At 63.2% G+C, this 16,722-nt stretch carries 15 protein-coding genes and 1 pseudogene; 8 read left to right on the top strand and 8 right to left on the bottom strand.

Annotated features, from left to right (window positions below):
• The first annotated feature begins 145 nt into the window (after positions 1–145).
• Complete coding sequence (locus FPZ61_RS06655) at positions 146–1,906, top strand: hypothetical protein (protein WP_185464863.1); 1,761 nt, start codon at positions 146–148, stop codon at positions 1,904–1,906.
• A 197-nt stretch (positions 1,907–2,103) separates the two neighbouring features.
• A complete protein-coding gene (locus tag FPZ61_RS06650; RefSeq protein ID WP_185464862.1) occupies positions 2,104–4,482 on the top strand; it encodes a bifunctional metallophosphatase/5'-nucleotidase in 2,379 nt (792 codons plus the stop codon).
• A 65-nt stretch (positions 4,483–4,547) separates the two neighbouring features.
• Here the strand turns inward: FPZ61_RS06650 and FPZ61_RS06645 are convergent, their stop codons facing one another.
• The 5 genes from FPZ61_RS06645 to FPZ61_RS06625 all read right to left on the bottom strand — a co-directional run bounded on the left by FPZ61_RS06645 (position 4,548) and on the right by FPZ61_RS06625 (position 7,743).
• Complete coding sequence (locus tag FPZ61_RS06645; RefSeq protein WP_185474783.1) at positions 4,548–5,264, bottom strand: hypothetical protein; 717 nt, start codon at positions 5,262–5,264, stop codon at positions 4,548–4,550.
• A 116-nt stretch (positions 5,265–5,380) separates the two neighbouring features.
• Positions 5,381–5,995, bottom strand: coding sequence for a TVP38/TMEM64 family protein (locus tag FPZ61_RS06640; protein WP_255441431.1), 615 nt, complete (start codon positions 5,993–5,995; stop codon positions 5,381–5,383).
• Positions 5,996–6,047: 52 nt separating this feature from the next.
• Positions 6,048–6,767, bottom strand: coding sequence for a molybdopterin-dependent oxidoreductase (locus tag FPZ61_RS06635; protein ID WP_185464859.1), 720 nt, complete (start codon positions 6,765–6,767; stop codon positions 6,048–6,050).
• Positions 6,768–6,775: 8 nt separating this feature from the next.
• Complete coding sequence (locus FPZ61_RS06630) at positions 6,776–7,375, bottom strand: cytochrome b/b6 domain-containing protein (RefSeq protein WP_185464858.1); 600 nt, start codon at positions 7,373–7,375, stop codon at positions 6,776–6,778.
• Positions 7,372–7,743 carry a VOC family protein gene (locus FPZ61_RS06625; RefSeq protein ID WP_185464857.1) on the bottom strand — a complete coding sequence of 124 codons (372 nt, stop codon included), beginning with the start codon at positions 7,741–7,743 and terminating at the stop codon, positions 7,372–7,374. Before FPZ61_RS06625 ends, FPZ61_RS06630 begins: the two co-directional genes overlap by 4 nt.
• Before the next feature lie 462 nt (positions 7,744–8,205).
• Between FPZ61_RS06625 and FPZ61_RS06620 the strand changes: the two are divergent.
• Positions 8,206–9,038, top strand: a pseudogene (locus FPZ61_RS06620) (DUF5996 family protein).
• A gap of 39 nt (positions 9,039–9,077) precedes the next feature.
• Here FPZ61_RS06620 and FPZ61_RS06615 read toward each other — a convergent pair.
• Entirely contained in the window at positions 9,078–9,458 is a 381-nt protein-coding gene (locus tag FPZ61_RS06615; protein WP_185464855.1) for a CDGSH iron-sulfur domain-containing protein, read from the bottom strand.
• On the opposite strand from FPZ61_RS06615, the gene FPZ61_RS06610 reads away from it, so the two are divergent.
• Complete coding sequence (locus FPZ61_RS06610; protein WP_185464854.1) at positions 9,426–9,770, top strand: helix-turn-helix domain-containing protein; 345 nt, start codon at positions 9,426–9,428, stop codon at positions 9,768–9,770. The genes FPZ61_RS06615 and FPZ61_RS06610 overlap by 33 nt on opposite strands.
• A 142-nt stretch (positions 9,771–9,912) precedes the next feature.
• Here the strand turns inward: FPZ61_RS06610 and FPZ61_RS06605 are convergent, their stop codons facing one another.
• On the bottom strand, positions 9,913–10,431 hold the full coding sequence (locus tag FPZ61_RS06605; RefSeq protein ID WP_255441430.1) for a cytochrome b: 519 nt from the start codon (positions 10,429–10,431) through the stop codon (positions 9,913–9,915).
• 197 nt (positions 10,432–10,628) lie between these two features.
• Between FPZ61_RS06605 and FPZ61_RS06600 the strand changes: the two genes are divergently transcribed.
• The 4 genes from FPZ61_RS06600 (at position 10,629) to FPZ61_RS06590 (ending at position 13,390) form a co-directional block, all read left to right on the top strand.
• Positions 10,629–11,261, top strand: coding sequence for a hypothetical protein (locus FPZ61_RS06600; protein WP_255441429.1), 633 nt, complete (start codon positions 10,629–10,631; stop codon positions 11,259–11,261).
• Between the two features lie 54 nt (positions 11,262–11,315).
• Positions 11,316–12,032, top strand: coding sequence for a sulfatase-like hydrolase/transferase (locus FPZ61_RS15505; RefSeq protein WP_370593349.1), 717 nt, complete (start codon positions 11,316–11,318; stop codon positions 12,030–12,032).
• 192 nt (positions 12,033–12,224) lie between these two features.
• On the top strand, positions 12,225–12,437 hold the full coding sequence (locus tag FPZ61_RS15500) for a hypothetical protein (protein WP_255441428.1): 213 nt from the start codon (positions 12,225–12,227) through the stop codon (positions 12,435–12,437).
• Positions 12,438–12,607: 170 nt separating this feature from the next.
• Positions 12,608–13,390, top strand: coding sequence for a class I SAM-dependent methyltransferase (locus FPZ61_RS06590; RefSeq protein WP_185464853.1), 783 nt, complete (start codon positions 12,608–12,610; stop codon positions 13,388–13,390).
• A 500-nt stretch (positions 13,391–13,890) separates the two neighbouring features.
• Here FPZ61_RS06590 and FPZ61_RS06585 read toward each other — a convergent pair whose 3' ends face one another.
• A complete protein-coding gene (locus tag FPZ61_RS06585) occupies positions 13,891–16,716 on the bottom strand; it encodes a valine--tRNA ligase (RefSeq protein WP_185464852.1) in 2,826 nt (941 codons plus the stop codon).
• Positions 16,717–16,722: the final 6 nt, after the last annotated feature.

The raw sequence follows: 16,722 nt of genomic DNA, 5'->3' as shown, positions 1-16,722 counted from the left end.
TGGCGCTTGCCCCCCTCCAAGACCCCAACCAAGACGATCACAAAATCAAGGCATTGGACAACGTCGATTTCATCCATTGTTAACCCACCCATAAACAACTACTGCCCCATGATCGTGGGAAACTCTTGCTTTCCTCTATCAGTTCATGGCTGCCCGCTTTGCCACGCCCTCCCAGGGATCGCTGAACTCCGCACAGGACAAGAGCAATGGCAAAAAGCCGATCGCACCACCGCCGCAACAACAGCCAGCCGATCCCCTCCTTGGCCGCATCGATCTGAGCTTCAATTCAAAGGATGAGACCCCCGGTGAAGACGGGCTTGTGGCTGAAATCAGTGCCTCCGTTTACATCGGCAACAAGCTGTACACGATCTCCAGTGGCGGCAGCAATCTCGTCACCCTCACCGACTGGAAGGATCCCTCGAATCCTGAAGTTGTCCAGCAGCTCGATCTGACTGGCTTCTTCACCACCTCGGTGGCCACGTTCGGCAACCTGATCGCCATCGCCGCCACCCCCGACGACTACGACGATCCCGACAACACGGAGACTCCTCAAAGCCAGATTCGCTTCTACAGCCTCAATCCCTCCGGCAAGCTCACTGAAGTGGGCGTGGTGAACAGCGGCTTCCTCACCGATGGCATGCGGTTCAGCGCCGACGGGCGTCAACTTTACATCGCCAATGAAGGTCAACCCAATGACGATTACAGCATCGATCCAGTCGGCAGCGTCTCGATCATCAACCTGAGTGGCCAAGGCGGCAACATCAGCTTTGAGGCCGTGGAGATCAGCTTGCCCGATCTCGATGCTGATGGAGTGATCCTGCAGGGATCGGGTATCCGCTTCAGCGGCAAGACCGGCGTCACCAGCAGCTTCGCTCAGGATGCCGAACCGGAATACGTGGCCGCCGCGGGCGGCTATCTGTTCGTGACCCTGCAGGAGAACAACACGGTCGCGCGGATTGATCTTGACACCAACACTGTAAAGGCCTACATCGGCCTTGGCTGGGTGGATTACAGCAAGATTTCGGTGGATCTAGACGACTCCGATTCAACCTTTGCACCGGTCACGGGACAGAAGGTTGTGGGCCTGCGCATGGCCGATGGCATCGCCGCCTGGGAGCAGGGCGAAGACGTGTACTTCATCTCCGCCAACGAGGGCGATGCCCGGGAATATGGCACATACAACGATGAGCGTCGAGACAGTGGCCTTGGCTACGCCTCCGTGCCGAACCGCCAAAATCTGATTGTCAATGGAAACAACCGTAACGAAGCCCTGGTACTGAGCAATGCCATCGGCCACGCCGATCCCAGCAACGACTTCAGCTTCGAGTCAGGCAACCGAGCCGGCACACCGGTGAGCTTCGGCTCGCGCAGCCTCACCATCTTCGATGGTCTCACCGGCAAGCTGGTCTGGGACAGCTGGGAGACCGACTCGATCAACGGACAGGACTACAACACCAGCCTGGAGAACATCGCCCAGTTCGCCGGCATCCGCGATGATGGCCGCAGTGACAACAAAGGGGTGGAGCCGGAATCGGTGGCCGTGCTCGAGTACAACAACCGCCGCTATGCCGTGGGTTCCCTGGAGCGCACAACCGCGGGCGACAAAACAGTTGATCCGAACGACATCGATCCCGTGACCCAGGGTGGCCTGCTGGTGGTCTACGACGTCACCGACGTCGATAACGTGGACTTCGTGACCTACCAGCAGGTGAGCCGCAGTCCCGAGGGTCTTGAGGTGATCGGGGCGTCGCAGAGCCCCACTGGGCGACTGCTGCTGGGGGTGAGCAGCGAATTCGATTCCAATTCCGTGGAACTGCTCGACTTCGGCGCCCTGCTCGGCAACGGCAATGGTACCGACTATCTGGACAGCACTTTCGCCAATCCCCTCAACTACCAAACCCTGTAAATCAGAGTGTCGGCCCGCCATCCAGGCGGGCCCCGTGGATCTCAGGAGCTGAAAGATGACATGGCAAAGTGATCCAGAACACCCATTGATAGCGATCTTAACGAGAGCTTCGCTGAATTGATAACCGGCTCTTTGCCATCAAGAAGATGATCTGTGAAAGGATCACAGCATAAGCTTTCCTCTCCAGAATTATTCCCTTGGCGTTCATTCTCCAGCTGCTTCATGTCGCTGATGGCGAGGCCGGTCTGCTCGCATCCAACACGGCACCCTATCTGGCCGCCCTGGTGGATGCCTTCGACGACGACTACACCAACACCCTGATCCTGGCCGGAGGTGACAACTACATCCCCGGACCCTTCCTTGCCGCCGGCACCGACCCCTCCGTGATCGCGGTTGTCGGCAAGGGCGACAATCCCGGCGCGGCCGACATCGAGATCCACAACCGGATCGGCGTGGAAGCCTCGACGATCGGTAATCACGAATTCGATCTGGGCACCAGGGCCTTCAGGGACGCCATCGACGACACGGCCTTCCCCTACCTCTCCGCCAACCTCAACTTCTCAGGAGATGGCGACATCTCTGGCCGTTACCTCGATACCGCGAATGTCGCAGGCCTTGAGGTGGCGTCCAACCTGGCGAAGAGGATCGTTCCTTCCGCCGTGGTGACCAAGAGCGGCGAACGCATCGGCCTGGTGGGCGCCACCACCCAGATCATCGAATCGATCTCCTCCACCGGTGGCGTGGAGGTGAAGGGCTTCGCCGGAGACGGTGCCGAGACCAACGACATGGCGCTGCTGGCGGCACAGCTCCAGCCGGTGATCGACGATCTGCGCGATCAGGGTGTGAACAAAGTCATCCTGATGTCGCACCTTCAGCAGATCGCTCTGGAGCAGGAACTGGCCCTGCTTCTGAATGGGGTCGACATCATCCTGGCTGCAGGCTCCAACACGCGGCTGGGCGATGCCAACGATGTTGCGGTGGCCTTTCCTGGCCATGCAGCGAATTTCGCCGGCTCCTACCCGCTCGTAACCAGCGGCGCCGATGGCGGCACCACCCTGATCGTGAACACCGACAACGAGTTCACCTACCTGGGCCGCCTGGTGGTCGAATTCGACCACGAGGGCAAACTCATTGATCCGGGTCTCGACAGCATCCCAGGTGATAACACCGGCCTCAATGGCGCCTATGCAGCGACAGCCGCCAACGTGGCCGCCGCCTGGGGCGTGAACGAAGCCAACCTGGCGACCACCGCCTTCGCCGAGGGGACCAAGGGTGAGCAGGTGGCAGACATCACCGAGGCCGTGCAGGCCGTGATCAACACAAAGGACGGTGAAATCTGGGGATTCACCGATGTGTATCTGGAAGGTGAGCGCAATCAGGTGCGCAACCAGGAGACCAACCTCGGCAACCTCAGCGCGGACGCCCAGCTGGAGGCCGCCCGGGATGCCCTGCCTGAAGGGTCGATCGTGGCATCACTCAAGAACGGTGGCGGCATCCGGGCCCAGATCGGTTCAGTCGACGTGATCACCGGCGACAAGGAACCACCCCTGGCCAACCCCGTTGCCGGCAAGCCGGAGGGAGCCGTCTCGTCCCTTGATATCGAGAACTCCCTGAGGTTCAACAACAAGCTGATGGTGTTCGACACCACCCCGGAAGGCCTCAAGGCGATCCTCGAGCATGGGGTGGCGACTCTGGGCAATCAGGGGCGATTCCCACAGCTGGGTGGCATCAGCTTCTCCTTTGACCCCGACCAGCCGGCCGGCTTGCGTGTGCTCAACGTGGCAGCGCTCGACGCCAACGGAACCCCGGTCGTCCGGATCATCGAGAACGGTGTGGTCAGTGCCGATGCCCCGGCCAAAATCAGTGTGGTGACGATCAGTTTTCTGGCGGACGGCGGCGACAGCTACCCGATCAAGGCCAATGGCGAAAACTTCCGCTACCTGCTCGACGACGGCACCCTGGGAGCCGCTCTCGACGAGACGCTCGATCTCGATTCCAGTGGGAACACTCCTGCGAATGCCCTTGGCGAGCAGCGTGCCCTCAGGGAGTTTCTGGCCGAATTTCATGGGACACCGAACACCGCCTTCGATTCGGCGGACACTCCCGGTGCTCTCGATCAACGCATCCAGGATCTGAACCTGCGCTCGGACGATGTTTTCGGGCCCGGGCTCACTGTTGTTGGAGGAGTGGGTATCAACAACCTCTTCGGTTCCGCCGGAAACGACGTGATGGAGGGGGGAAGTGGAAAGGATGAACTCACCGGCCTGGCCGGCGACGACGTCCTCAAGGGGGGCAACGGCAAGGATGTCCTGCTCGGTGGGCTTGGAAATGACACCCTCATCGGTGGCAGAGGAGCGGATCTGTTCGTTCTGGGGGCAGGCCAAGGAACCGACACCGTCCAGGACTTTGGCAATGGACCCGACCGCATCGGCCTGCTCGGAAGTCTCAGTTACAACGACCTGGTCATCGGGGTCTCCGGGGACGATGCCACGATCAGCTTTGGCGGCGAGATGCTGGCCATCCTGATGGGAGTCGATGCCGGCTCCCTCTCCCAGTCGGCCTTCATCGTTGTCTGAGGGGAAGGATCCCAGAGCTGATGATCCGCCGACCAGCCAGGCCCAGGCCGAGTTCGACGCGGAATTCAAGGTGCAGGGAACAGCCGTTGCCGCAACGCCTCGGCCAGTTGCGGATTGCTGGCAGCCCACTCCACCAGGCCGCGGTCCTGCAGGTAGGCCGGCCAGTCGGCGCTGCCGCTGGGAGAGGCCGCGGTCCCCTCCTGCGGCAGCGGTTCATCCACCGGCCGGCGGGTTTCACCCATGGCCAGCCCACTCACCATCGCCAGGGCGATGCGCACCTGGCGGGCCGGCTTCTGGTTCACGAACTCGAACTGGTGCTCGATCGTCCGCCCGTCCCGGTCCTGGCCCACCACCAGGAAGCGGCGCGGACCATCCTCCCCGTCGCGGCTGGCACCAGCCCCGCGCAGCAGGCCACCGATCAAGCCCAGGGGCGCGGTGATGTACACCGGCACCACGAAGGCCGCCGCCGATTTCATCGTGTTCATGGTGCTGGCGCCCACCACCTCGCCCAGGCCCGGAGGATCTCCCCCCGCCCCGGTGGTGACCCAGCGGCTGATCCCCGCAGCGGGGATGAAACCCGCCGGTCCGGCGATCCCACGCTGATCAAGCACGATCGTGCATGGACTGCCGCCGCAAAGGGCCTGGAAGCTGGTGGCCAGCACCGGGGCTGGACCGATCGCAGGAGATCCGGCCAGGGCTGGCGGCGCGATCAGCAGCAGAGTGGCCAGGGCGCCAAAGGCACTTGCGCCCCTGGCGCCGTGAAGCTGGGAACAATGGATCACGGTGCCAGCCGGTGAAGCCTGGAGTGGATGACACCCATCCTGCCGCTGCTGGCCATCACGCAGGCCCTACGGCCTGTAGATCCGCCAGGATGAATGTGGCGGGGTTGGTGATCCGTTCATCGCGGGTCCAACCGCTCCAGCGCCCGCCGGGCCGCCCGGGCCGCCACCCAGATCGAGCCCGCGGTGGCGATCAGCCCCAGGATCCGCAGCACCCAGGTGCCGGCGTCGGCCTCGCCATGGAGCACCTCCCCGAAGCGGGTGACATCACCGGCCAGCTCGCCGAGGGCGCAGAACAGCACGGTGCCCGGCAGGATCGCGATCAGCCCGATCACGTAGTCGCGCAGGCTCACCTCGCTGAGGCCATAAGCCAGGTTGAGCAGGCTGAAGGGATAAGCCGGCGAGAGGCGGGTGAGCAGCACGAGCTTCAGGCCCTCCCGGCTCACGGCCCGCTCGATTGCCAGCAGCTTCGGAAACGCCTGCAACCGGCGGCGGGTCCAGCCGCGCCACCAGTGGCGGCCCAGCAGAAAGACCGCCAGCGCCCCGAGCGAAGCCCCCACGAACACGAGCAGGCTGCCCCAGACGGTGCCGTAGAGCGCACCGGCCAGCATCGAGGCCCACACGCCCGGCAGCAGCAGCGTCACCCAGAGGGCATAGAGCGGCACGAAGGCCACCGCCCCGACGGGGGAGCGCAGGGCCGGCAGCGCCTGCTCGAGCCAGGGGGACGGATCCATGGGCAGGACAGGGAGCATGTCAACCCTGGCAGAAGCAGCCCGGCTGCCGAATTCAGAGACCGGCGAACCATTCGTAGCCCTTGTCTTCCCAGGTGCCGCGACGCATACCCAGGCTCGAAACCACCCTCAGGCGGGTGACCCATTTGCTGAGCTTGTAGCCGAGCTTGATCGGCGTGGCGAGGCGCACGGGGGCACCGTTGGCCACGGGCAGGGGAGCTCCGTTCATGGCCGTGGCCAGCAGGGTCTGGGGGTGGAGGGCCGAGGCCCGGTCCCAGCTGGAGAAATACTGGTCGGCCGAGCTGATCTCCACGTAGCCCCCCAGGGGCGAGATCCCCGCCAGGGACAGGACATCGGCCAGGCGCACCCCCGACCAGGCCACGATCGCCGCCCAGCCCTCCACGCAGACGTGGCGCATGACCACCCTCTGCTGGGGCAGTGCCGCCAGGGCCTTCAGATCGAGTGCCAGGGGTCGGCTCACCAACCCCTCCACCCGCAGCCGGTAGGCCAGGGGATCCAGCCGGGGCGTGCCGTTGAAGCTGTTCACCAGCAGGGCCTCGGGATCCACCTGATCCCGCCGGAACTCCGGCACCGGGCCACGGCCCTGCATCCAGGCCTCCAGGCGTTCGTTGAGGGGCTGGGTCGCGGCGCCCACCTGCTCACTGAACCCATTGAGGGCGCAGCCCCCCAGCAGCAGGCTCGAGCCGCCGGAAACACCCAGGCCCAGCAGGCGGCGGCGGGTGAGCAGGGAAGCAGGATCCAGGGTGGGGCTCATGGCAGGACTCAGGCGAACATCGAGCGCAGCAGTCGCAGGCCGCCGATCCGCCACGACAGCAGCACGTGGGCGATCAGCAGCAGGGCAATCGCTGGGATCGTGGCGAAATGGCAGACCCGAAGGGTCTGCCAGGTGGTGGCACCGAAGACTTCACCAAAAGCGAACAGGCCTGAGAGCCACCAGAACTGAGCCGGCTTGTACATGGCCAGACCGGTGATCAGGCTGAAGCCCAGCAGGATCAGCATCAAGGTGTACACCACCCGGTGGCTGGCCAGTCGGCGCTTGACCGCATGGGCACTGCCTCTGAGGGTGCTCAGATCACCGGCTTCGGCCAACCGCCGCCGACGCTGAGCCAGCAGCAGCGCCATCCAGAGGCCGAGGTTGAGGGCATAGAGCCCCATGAAGCCGAAGTGCCAGTCGCGGCCACCAGCCAGCCAGCCCCCCAGGGTGAGGAGGTCCGGCACGGTGGCGCCCTCCCGGCCGCCGAAGACCGGATTGGCGTTGTAGATCTGCAGACCACTGCCGGCCATCACCACCAGCACCAGCAGGTTGAAGGCGTGGAAGGCCCGGGTCCACCAGGGAGCGTGCCGCGTTGCCGGCTCGCTCACTTGAGCGAGTGCAGGCCGATCGGATTGCCTTCCGTGTCGATCACCACAGAGATGAAGCCGAATTCACCGATCGGCATCTTCGGACGACAGACCGTGCCGCCGGCCGGCGCCACACGGCCTTCCTCCACCGCGCAATCCACACAACTGAAATACACCATTGTGCCTCCCTTGCCGGGCTCGCAACCGGCCATTTTCATCAACGCTCCGCCAGCGCCCACCTCCCCGTCATCCATCGGGAAGCACCAGTAGGCCATCTCCGGGTTCGACATGTCCTGGAACTCCACCTGGAACACGGTGCTGTAGAAGGCTTTGGCGCGCTCCATGTCGAGAACGTTCAGCTCGAACCAGGTGACGGGATTGGTGGCCATGGGGTCCAGCCAGATGCAGGTAGGGGTCTTGAAAACCTAGACACGGCGACCAACTCGCACCAGCGCCCTGTTGCGGAGCCTCTGAAGGCGTAACCGGATCGCCGGAGCCAAGGTGAAGGCCAAGCCCCGTGAGCAGGTGACAGAGGTATGGGGCAACTCACAGCCTGAAAATGACCGCAATGCATGGTCGCATCATGCCGAACTGCAATGGAACACCCGAACACCCGTGCCGAACACAACAGCACACACTCCGCATGCATCCACGGGTGTTTGGACCAGGCCAAGGGAATGAGCCAGGCCTTCCAAGAGCAAATAGCAAAACAGAATCCGGCTGGCCACGTCAGAATGAGAAGAGCATTCCGGTGACATCCAGAACCCACCAGACAGCTCTCGACCAGCCAAGACTGGCCCGACATTCCCTATCTCGACTGGCAGGAGACGGCCACCACCCTGCAGCTCTGGATGCAGATCATCGGCAAGATCCGCCTGGTGCAAACCCCATGGACCAACCACTCCTGGCATGGACCCCTCTGCCTGAGTGCGCGTGGTCTCAGCACGTCACCCATTCCGCATGGTGGCCGCCATTTCGAGATGATCTTCGATTTCATTGATCACCAACTGGTGATCCAGACCAGTCTGGGTGAGATGGGTCGGGTCGCCCTGAAGCCCCGCAGTGTGGCTGATTTCTATGGGGCGGTGATGGGTGAGTTGCAAGCCCTGGGGCTCGATGTCCGGATCAGGACCACCCCCTGCGAAGTCGCCGACGCGATTCCCTTCGAGCAAGACACGCTGCATCACCACTACGACCCTGATGCAGCCTGCCGATTCTGGAGAGCCTTGCTACAAGCCGATCGTGTCTTCAAGCAATTCCGATCCCGTTTCCTGGGCAAATGCAGCCCGGTTCACTTCTTCTGGGGAAGCTTCGATCTGGCTGTGACCCGCTTCTCCGGGCGGATAGCTCCGGTTCATCCTGGTGGAATTCCCAACCTTCCAGACTGGGTGACCCGTGAGGCTTACTCCCATGAAGTGATCAGTGCGGGATTCTGGCCGGGAGGAGACCGCAAGGATTCTCCACCAGCTCCATCACACCGGCGACAGCCAGCTGGAACGCCACGCTGGGCGAGTTCCTGCTCCCCTATGAATCCATTCAAACGGCCCCATCACCCAATGACATGCTGCTCTGCTTTCTGCAGAGCACCTACGAGGCTGCAGCACAGGGCCTGTCCTGGGAGCGGGGACAACTGGAGCGGCAACCGATCAGGGTCGTTGTGGAGGAAGCGCCATCGACAGCCTGATGGATTCATCATGCAACTCTCTCGATGGAACCTGGGAGATCAGAGCTTGAGATGACTGCCATCGCAGTAGGGCGAGGATTTCGTGGTGCCGCACGTGCAGAGGTAGACCGTCTTGTCTTCGTCCAGGGTCAGGATTTCAGGTTTGAATTCGCTGCCTTGGTGCGAGCCATCACAGAATCGTCCGTTCTTGCTTTGGCCACAGGTGCAGAGGGCATGGGTGCCTGCTGGCAACTCGAGGGAGAGAGGAGTGGGTTGCGACACAACAGCGATGGCAGAGTGGTGGTGAGGTGAGGCCGATGGCCTGTTCCCGCTGAAGAGGAGTGTGATGGAGAACCAGCTCAACGGCAACAACGCACCACCAAGAAACCAACTATCCAGCAGGTAACCATGGCAGCCCCTCTGGGATTTCTGGACTCCCATGACCACACCACATGTCCGGCAAAACTGGCCCTGGAGGTGATGCAAGGCCGCTGGAAGATTCCCGTGCTGCGTGAACTCGCTGAGGGGACCCAGCGCTTCTCAGAGCTCAGCCGCTCCCTCCGGGGCGTCAGCCCCAAGGTTCTGAGCAGCACCCTGCGCGAGCTGGAAGCCAACGGGGTGGTGATCCGCACCGTGGTGCAGAGCATGCCCTTGAAGGTGGACTACCAGCTCAGCCCGCGCGGGCGGGCCCTGATTCCCCTGCTTGAAAGCCTGCATGCCTGGGGACTGCCAGACCGGGGGCCAGACGTCTGAGGGCGAAACCCTGCCGGTCTCCCCAGCGCTGCTGGGTCAATGGAAGGCGGCGATCCAGGTCGTGGCCATCAAGCCCATGCCGTGAAGCCAAGTCATCAGCTGTTGCGATTCATGCCGCCAACGGAGCGGAGCAGACCCGCTTTCATGCGCTGGGTTTGATGCGCATGAATCCCGTGAAGCGCCGCCAGTTGGCCTTGACGACCTTCCACTGCAGCATTGCATGCAGAGTGATGAAGCAAAGAAAGACGTAGGCCAGCCAGAAATGCAGACTTCGACCAATTTCAACCATTCCCTTGCGCTCAGGGAAAACATCAGGCAAGGGCAAGCCAAAGAACATCACGTTGTTCGCCTTGAATGAGTTGGAAAGCAGAAACCCTGCTGCCGGAACTGCCACCATGAAGAGGTACAAGCCAGCATGCAGCGCCACACTCTGCCACCATTTTGGGCTTGTCTTTGGCCAGCGCTTGCTGTATTTCTTCCACCAGACTTGCAATAAGACGAATATCCTCCAGCCCAGCAGGGCCAGAGTCAGCACTCCGATCGACTTATGCACGTCGTACAAGCTGCCGCGCAAGAAGACGCCGCGATCGAGCCGAGCCATGAACGCCCCACCCAGGAACAGCGCCAGGTAACACAGGGCCATCCACCAGTGAATCGACATCAGTCGCTGAAAAGCCGATGTGAGCCTTGGCTTGGATGTGGTGGATTGGGCCCCAGTCATTGGCCTGTGGATTCCATTGATCGCGCCCACACTCTGACCACTTCAGCCTGCAGGTGCCGATTCCCAGCGGCAGCAGTGTGTGATGGCGAACCAGGGAGGCCGTGCTGGTCCCGGGGCACGTCTGGCCTTGAGCCCGCTTGCGAGAGACCCGTGGAGCTCAGCCCAATCCCATCGACCTCAACGGCTCCTACCGTTACCAGGCTGAGCTCGGGAGATTGATCCCCATCGCCCGCCGCACGCGATCCAACTCCGGGGGCGGCAGCCGAAGCGCCGGGCCCGGCACCCGCACTGTGGGCATCCCACCGGCGAGCCCTGAGGAGCAGCTGGTGGCGAAGCTGCGGCGCATCGAAGCCCTGTTCTCCCGGCCGGGCACCGACGGCGAGCGGGTGGCGGCCGAGCGGGCCCGCGAGCGCATCCAGGCCCGGCTGCGGGAGCTGGCGGCCGAGGAGCCGCCGGCGGAGTTCCGCTTCTCCCTCTCCGACCAGTGGTCGCGGCATCTGTTCGTGGCACTGCTGCGGCGCTACGGCATCCAGCCCTACCGCTACCGCGGCCAACGACGCACCACGGTGATGGCGCGGCTGAGCCGCAGCTTCGTCAACGACACACTCTGGCCGGAGTTTCAGGAATTGCAGCAGACTCTCTCGACCTACTTCGATGCCCTCACCGACCGGGTGATCGAGCAGGCCCTGGAGGTGAAAGCGGGCGAAGCGGAGGAGTGCTTCGAGCCAGCACTTCTCGAGCCTCAGGAGCATCAGGGCTCTCTACTTTAAGCCAGCCCGACCTTCCGGCCACAGAGATGACGTCCTGGCCTTCGCCTTCGATCAATCCTTCCCTGTGCTTGCCACCAGGGCCAAAAACCTAAAGGATCGCTGTCGGGTAAGGCCGGCGAGGAGGCGAAGGAAGATTTAAAGATCAATGGTCAGTACGTCGACACACCGGATCAAGGTGTTGTCGGGATTCCCTTCTTCGATGGGTATGTCGAGAAAGCAGCGACTGAGTTTCTCGAGGAGGCTGCCAAGGACGACCAGCCCTTCTTCCTCAACGTCAACTTTATGAAGGTCCACCAGCCCAACCGGACGCACACCGACTTCATTCACCAATCGCCCTCAAAGAGCAAGGACGCGGACTCGATCGTTGAGCTGGACGCCCGGATCGGCGCCATCATGGACAAAGTGCGGGAACTTGGCCTGGAGGAGGATACGCTCGTCTTCTGGACGACCGACAACGGTGCCTGGCAGGATGTCTATCCTGACGCTGGCTATACGCCATTCCGGGGCACGAGGAGGACCGTCCGCGAGGGAGGCAACCACCTTCCCGCCATCTCCTGGTGGCCCGGGAAGATTGCGGCAGGGACGAAGAACCACGACTTTGTGGGTGGTCTTGATCTCATGGCCACCTTTGCCAGCCTCGCCGGGATATCGCTGCCCACCGACGATCGCGAGGGACAACCGATCATCTTCGACAGTTACGACCTGTCTCAGGTGCTGTTTGGCACCGGTAAGTGTACGCGCAACCCCCTGATTCTACTTCACCGAGAATGAACTGACACCGGGCGCCGTACGGGTGAACAATTACAAGGCTGTGTTCAACCTTCGGGGTGACGACGGCGCAACCACCGGAGGCCTAGCCGTAGACTCCACCCTTGGATGGAAAGGAGCAGAGAGCTATGTCGCCGTGGTCCCACAGATGTTTGACCTGTGGCAAGACCCCCGCAGGAACGCCATGACATCTTCATGAATAACCATCCGGAACGCACCTGGATGCTGGTCACCATCGGCGAAACGGTCAAAGAGCTGATGAAAACCCATGTGCAGCACCCACCGCGAAAGCTACAGAGCGAGTGTTACTCTGGCCCGATTACGCTCACCCAGCATGAACGCTTCCAGCATGTCCGGGAAATGCTCGCGAACGAGGGCATCAAAATACCATTGCCCACCGGGAACTAGCCCATAACTTGTGACAACCCGCCATTCGCGCCAGTCCCCACACCCACCGTGAAGCAGCGCACCTGCGAGTTGATGCTCAGACAGATGCGTTGCTTCTTTCATTGATTCGCATTCAAGAGCATGCAAGACAAAACGACGCTGAAGCAAAAACCATTGCTTCAAGATGAAACATGACTGCTTCAGCTCAAGGCTTCGACAATGAAAAGAAAGAGATGGATTACTTTCTCGACATCTATGGAAGGCTGCCACGTGCCGGCCCGGGATCACACGAATGCACCAGACGGGCCTACAAACTGATGCCAGACCTGCCGGAGACCCCACGCATTTTGGATCTTGGCTGCGGACCGGGAGTGCAAGCTGTTGATCTTCTGAAGATTTCAGGCGGACAGGTTCTCGCACTCGATTGTCTTCCTCTTATGATTGAAAGAACCAAGGCCAACGCTGAGATTGCGAACGTTTCGAACAGACTGGAAGTCTTAAAACAGGATATGAGGAAAATGGAGTTTTCTCAAGCCAGTTTCGATGTCATCTGGTCTGAAGGAGCACTCTACAATCTAGGCTTCAAGAACGGCCTAAGACGAATCAAGCCCTTTGTCCGGCCGGGAGGTTATGTCGCTATCAGCGAGGTGGTGTGGCTGAAGCCCGAACCGCCTGCACCGTTGGTTGAGTACTGGCAGCAGTACGACGAGATCGACAAAGTCGAGAACAAACTCGCCGTGATTGATTCCCTAGGGTACCAGCAGGTTGGGCACTTTGCCCTTCCAGAGAGTGCATGGACAGAGGGTTATTACGATCCGATGGAGGCACTGTTGGCTCAGAAAACGGAGGAATGGACTGGCATTCCTGAGGCGCAGGACGTGATCAGAGAGGCCCGCCATGAAATCGAGATTTTTCGAAAGTACTCTAATTACTTTGGCTATGAGTTCTTTGTCATGAGACGTCCAGCCATCTAACCGGTGTCGTCATGTTGGGGAGGGCGGAGTTGGCACCAAGACCGCTGGATTCGGGAAGAAGGTCGAATGACGGATCGTTCCATCACAGCTGCGAGCGCAGCGAGTCTCTTGATCCTGACTGTGGCGATTGGATTGGCTGGTGCGGACAAACGGCCGCCCGCGAGCTTCCTCCTGTTTGTCGGAGTCGTTGTTGTCCTCTCGGTGGTGGCTTTCGCGAACCAAGACCCACTTGGCCGTGAGAACGGCTGGCAAGCATGGTGGCTGACGGGGAGTCGGCCTTGAGGGCATGGCTGCAGGGCTCTCGGCGGTCGTGGTCCTCACGGTTCTTGGCGGAGGCGAACCGAGCCTTGTCGTGTCGGTTCCCAGTCGATTGCTCGGGTTCGGGGGTGCCGCACCGGTGGGTGCGGCATGAGCCCTGCTGATCTGGTCACTTGCTGCCCAGCGGCAGAAGCATTTCGGGCCGTGAGCAAGGCTCTGTCCCAGTCACGGCCATTCCTGCTTCAGCCCAACCCCTCCAGCCGCCCACGGGCCAGCGCCACCTGGGCTTCCGCCTCGGCAAGGTTGGCGCGGCACTCGGCCACCACATCCGGCGGCGCCTTGCCGGCAAAGTTGGGGTTGGCGAGGCGGCCGGCCAGGCCCTTGATCTCCTTCTCGGCCTTGGCGATGTCCTTCTCCAGGCGACTGCGCAGGGCGCCCAGATCGACCAGGCTCTCGATCGGCAAAAGCACCTGCAGCTCACCGCTCACAGCCGCCAGGCAGCGCTCACTCGCCGCGGCCCCGGGATCGCGCACCTCCACCGACGCGGCGCGGGTGAGGGCGGTGATGTCACCGCTGGCTGCGTTGAGCACAGCCGCCAGCTCCGGCCGGCCGGTGACGAACACCACCGGCGCAGGTTGGGAGGGCTTGAGGCCGGCCAGAGCCCGCAGGTTGCGCACCACCCGGATCGCCTCGATCAGCTCGGTGAACTGGGCTTCAAGGGCGTCATCCAGCGCGGCTTCGTTCGCAGCGGGCCAGGGCTGCAGGGCGAGGAAGGTGTCCTCCGCCTCGCCGGTGACCCCGTGCCAGAGCTCTTCGCTCAGGTGCGGCATCAGCGGATGCAGCAGCACCAGCAGTTCCGCGAGCACCTTGGCGAGCACCTGGCGGGCGACCCGCTGGTCGGCCAGGGCATCGGCGCTGAGCGCCTCCCCCTCCACGGCGGGCCTGGGATTGAGGCGGCGCTTGAGCAGCTCGATCGTCCAGTCGCACACCTCGTTCCAGGCGAACTCGTAGAGCCCCTTGGCCGCCTCACCCAGGCCGTAGCTGCGGTAGCGCTCGGCGCTTTCCTGATTCACCCGCGCCAGGCGGGAGAGGATCCAGCGGTCGGCCAGGGTCAACCCATCGGGATCGGGATCCCCCAGGCTGGCGGGGGTTTCACCGCCCAGGTTGAGCAGGGCGAAGCGGGTGGCGTTCCAGAGCTTGTTGGCGAAGTTGCGCGCCCCCTCCACCGTGGCCGAGGCCCCGCTGGCGCGGTCGTAGTCGAGGCGGATGTCCTGGCCGGCGCCGGCCACCTCCCGCACCAGGGCGAAGCGCAGGGCATCGGCGCCGTAGCGCTCGATCAGGGGCAGGGGATCGATGCCGTTGCCCGCCGATTTGCTCATCTTGCGGTTGTTCTCATCCCGCACCAGCCCGTGGATCATCACGTCGGCGAAGGGCATCCGGCCGGTGAAGGCGCCGGCCAGCATCGTCATCCGCGCCACCCAGAAAAAGATGATGTCGAAGCCGGTCACCAGCACGCTGGTGGGATACCAGGTGGCCAGATCGGCAGCGTTCTCGTCGGGCCAGCCCAGGGTGGAGAAGGGCCAGAGGCCACTGGAGAACCAGGTGTCGAGCACGTCGGGATCCTGCTCCAGCTGCAGCTCCCGACCGGCAGCGCGGGACGCCGCAGCGAACCGCTCCTCTGCCTTGCGGCGCGCCTCGGCGTCATCACGGGCCACCACGTAGGGGGTGGCCTCGGTGATCACCCCGCCCGTTTCACTGACCACGAACCAGGCGGGGATGCGGTGGCCCCACCAGAGCTGGCGGCTGATGCACCAGTCGCGGATGTCGGTGAGCCAGTCGCGGTAGACCTTCTCCCAGCGCTGGGGCACGAAGCGGGGCGCACCGGCATCGAGGGCCTCGCGGCAGCGGGCCGCCAGGGGCTCAGCGCGGGCAAACCACTGGGTGGAGAGCAGGGGCTCCACCGGCACCTTGCCGCGATCCGAAAACGGCACGCTGTGGCGGTGGGGCTCCACCTTCACCAGGAAGCCTTCGGCCTCCATGGCCTCCACCACCGCCTTTCTGGCCTCGAAGCGGTCCAGCCCGGCGAAGCGGCCGCTCGCGGCATTCATCGTGCCGTCTTTGGCCATCACCGTGATCAGCGGCAGGCCGTGGCGAGCGCCGATGGCGAAGTCGTTGGGGTCATGGGCGGGGGTCACCTTGACGCAGCCCGTGCCGAAGGCCGGATCCACGTGCTCATCGGCCACGATCGGGATCTCGCGCCCCACCAGAGGCAGGGTGAGGGTCTGACCCACCAGGGCCGCATAGCGGGGATCCTCGGGATGCACGGCCACGCCGGTGTCGCCCAGCAGGGTTTCGGGGCGGGTGGTGGCCACCACCAGGTGATCGGGGCCGCCAGAAGCTGAGCCCTCCGCAGCAGCCGTGAGCGGATAGCGGAAATGCCAGAGGTGCCCGTCGAGCTCCTTCATCTCCACCTCCAGATCGCTCACCGCCGATCCCGAAGCCGGGCACCAGTTCACCAGGTATTCGCCCCGGTAGATCAGGCCCTGCTCATGCAGGCGCACGAAGGCCTCCACCACGGCCTTGTTCAGGCCCGGATCGAGGGTGAAGCGCTCCCGCTGCCAGTCGACCGAGTAGCCGAGGCGGCGCAATTGGCCCACGATCGTGCCGCCGCTCTCGGCCTTCCAGCTCCAGGCGCGCTCGAGGAAGGCGTCGCGGCCCAGGTCGTCCTTGCTGCCCCCCTCGGCCTTGATCTGCTTCTCGAGGATCGACTGCACCGCGATCGAGGCGTGGTCGGTGCCGGGCAGACACAACACGTTCCTGCCCCGCAGACGCTGGAAGCGCACGATCGTGTCGATCAGGGCGGTCTCGAAGCCGTGGCCCATGTGCAGGCTTCCGGTCACGTTCGGCGGCGGGATCACCACCGAGAAGGGTTCACCCGGCGCGTTCGGATCGGGGTGGAAGGCGCCCGCCGCCTCCCAGGCCGCCTGCCAGCGCGCTTCGGTGCCGGCCGGGTCGTAGGTCTTGGGCAGGGCGCCGTCGGGGCTGGCGGCGGCGGGAGCCTCGGTCACGGCGGG

Origin of the sequence: Synechococcus sp. BSA11S (assembly GCF_014224355.1) — a bacterium.
In the GTDB taxonomy this organism is placed as follows: domain Bacteria; phylum Cyanobacteriota; class Cyanobacteriia; order PCC-6307; family Cyanobiaceae; genus Regnicoccus_A.
Note: the sequence above shows the minus strand (reverse complement) of the source record. Positions and strands in the feature narration are given on the sequence as shown.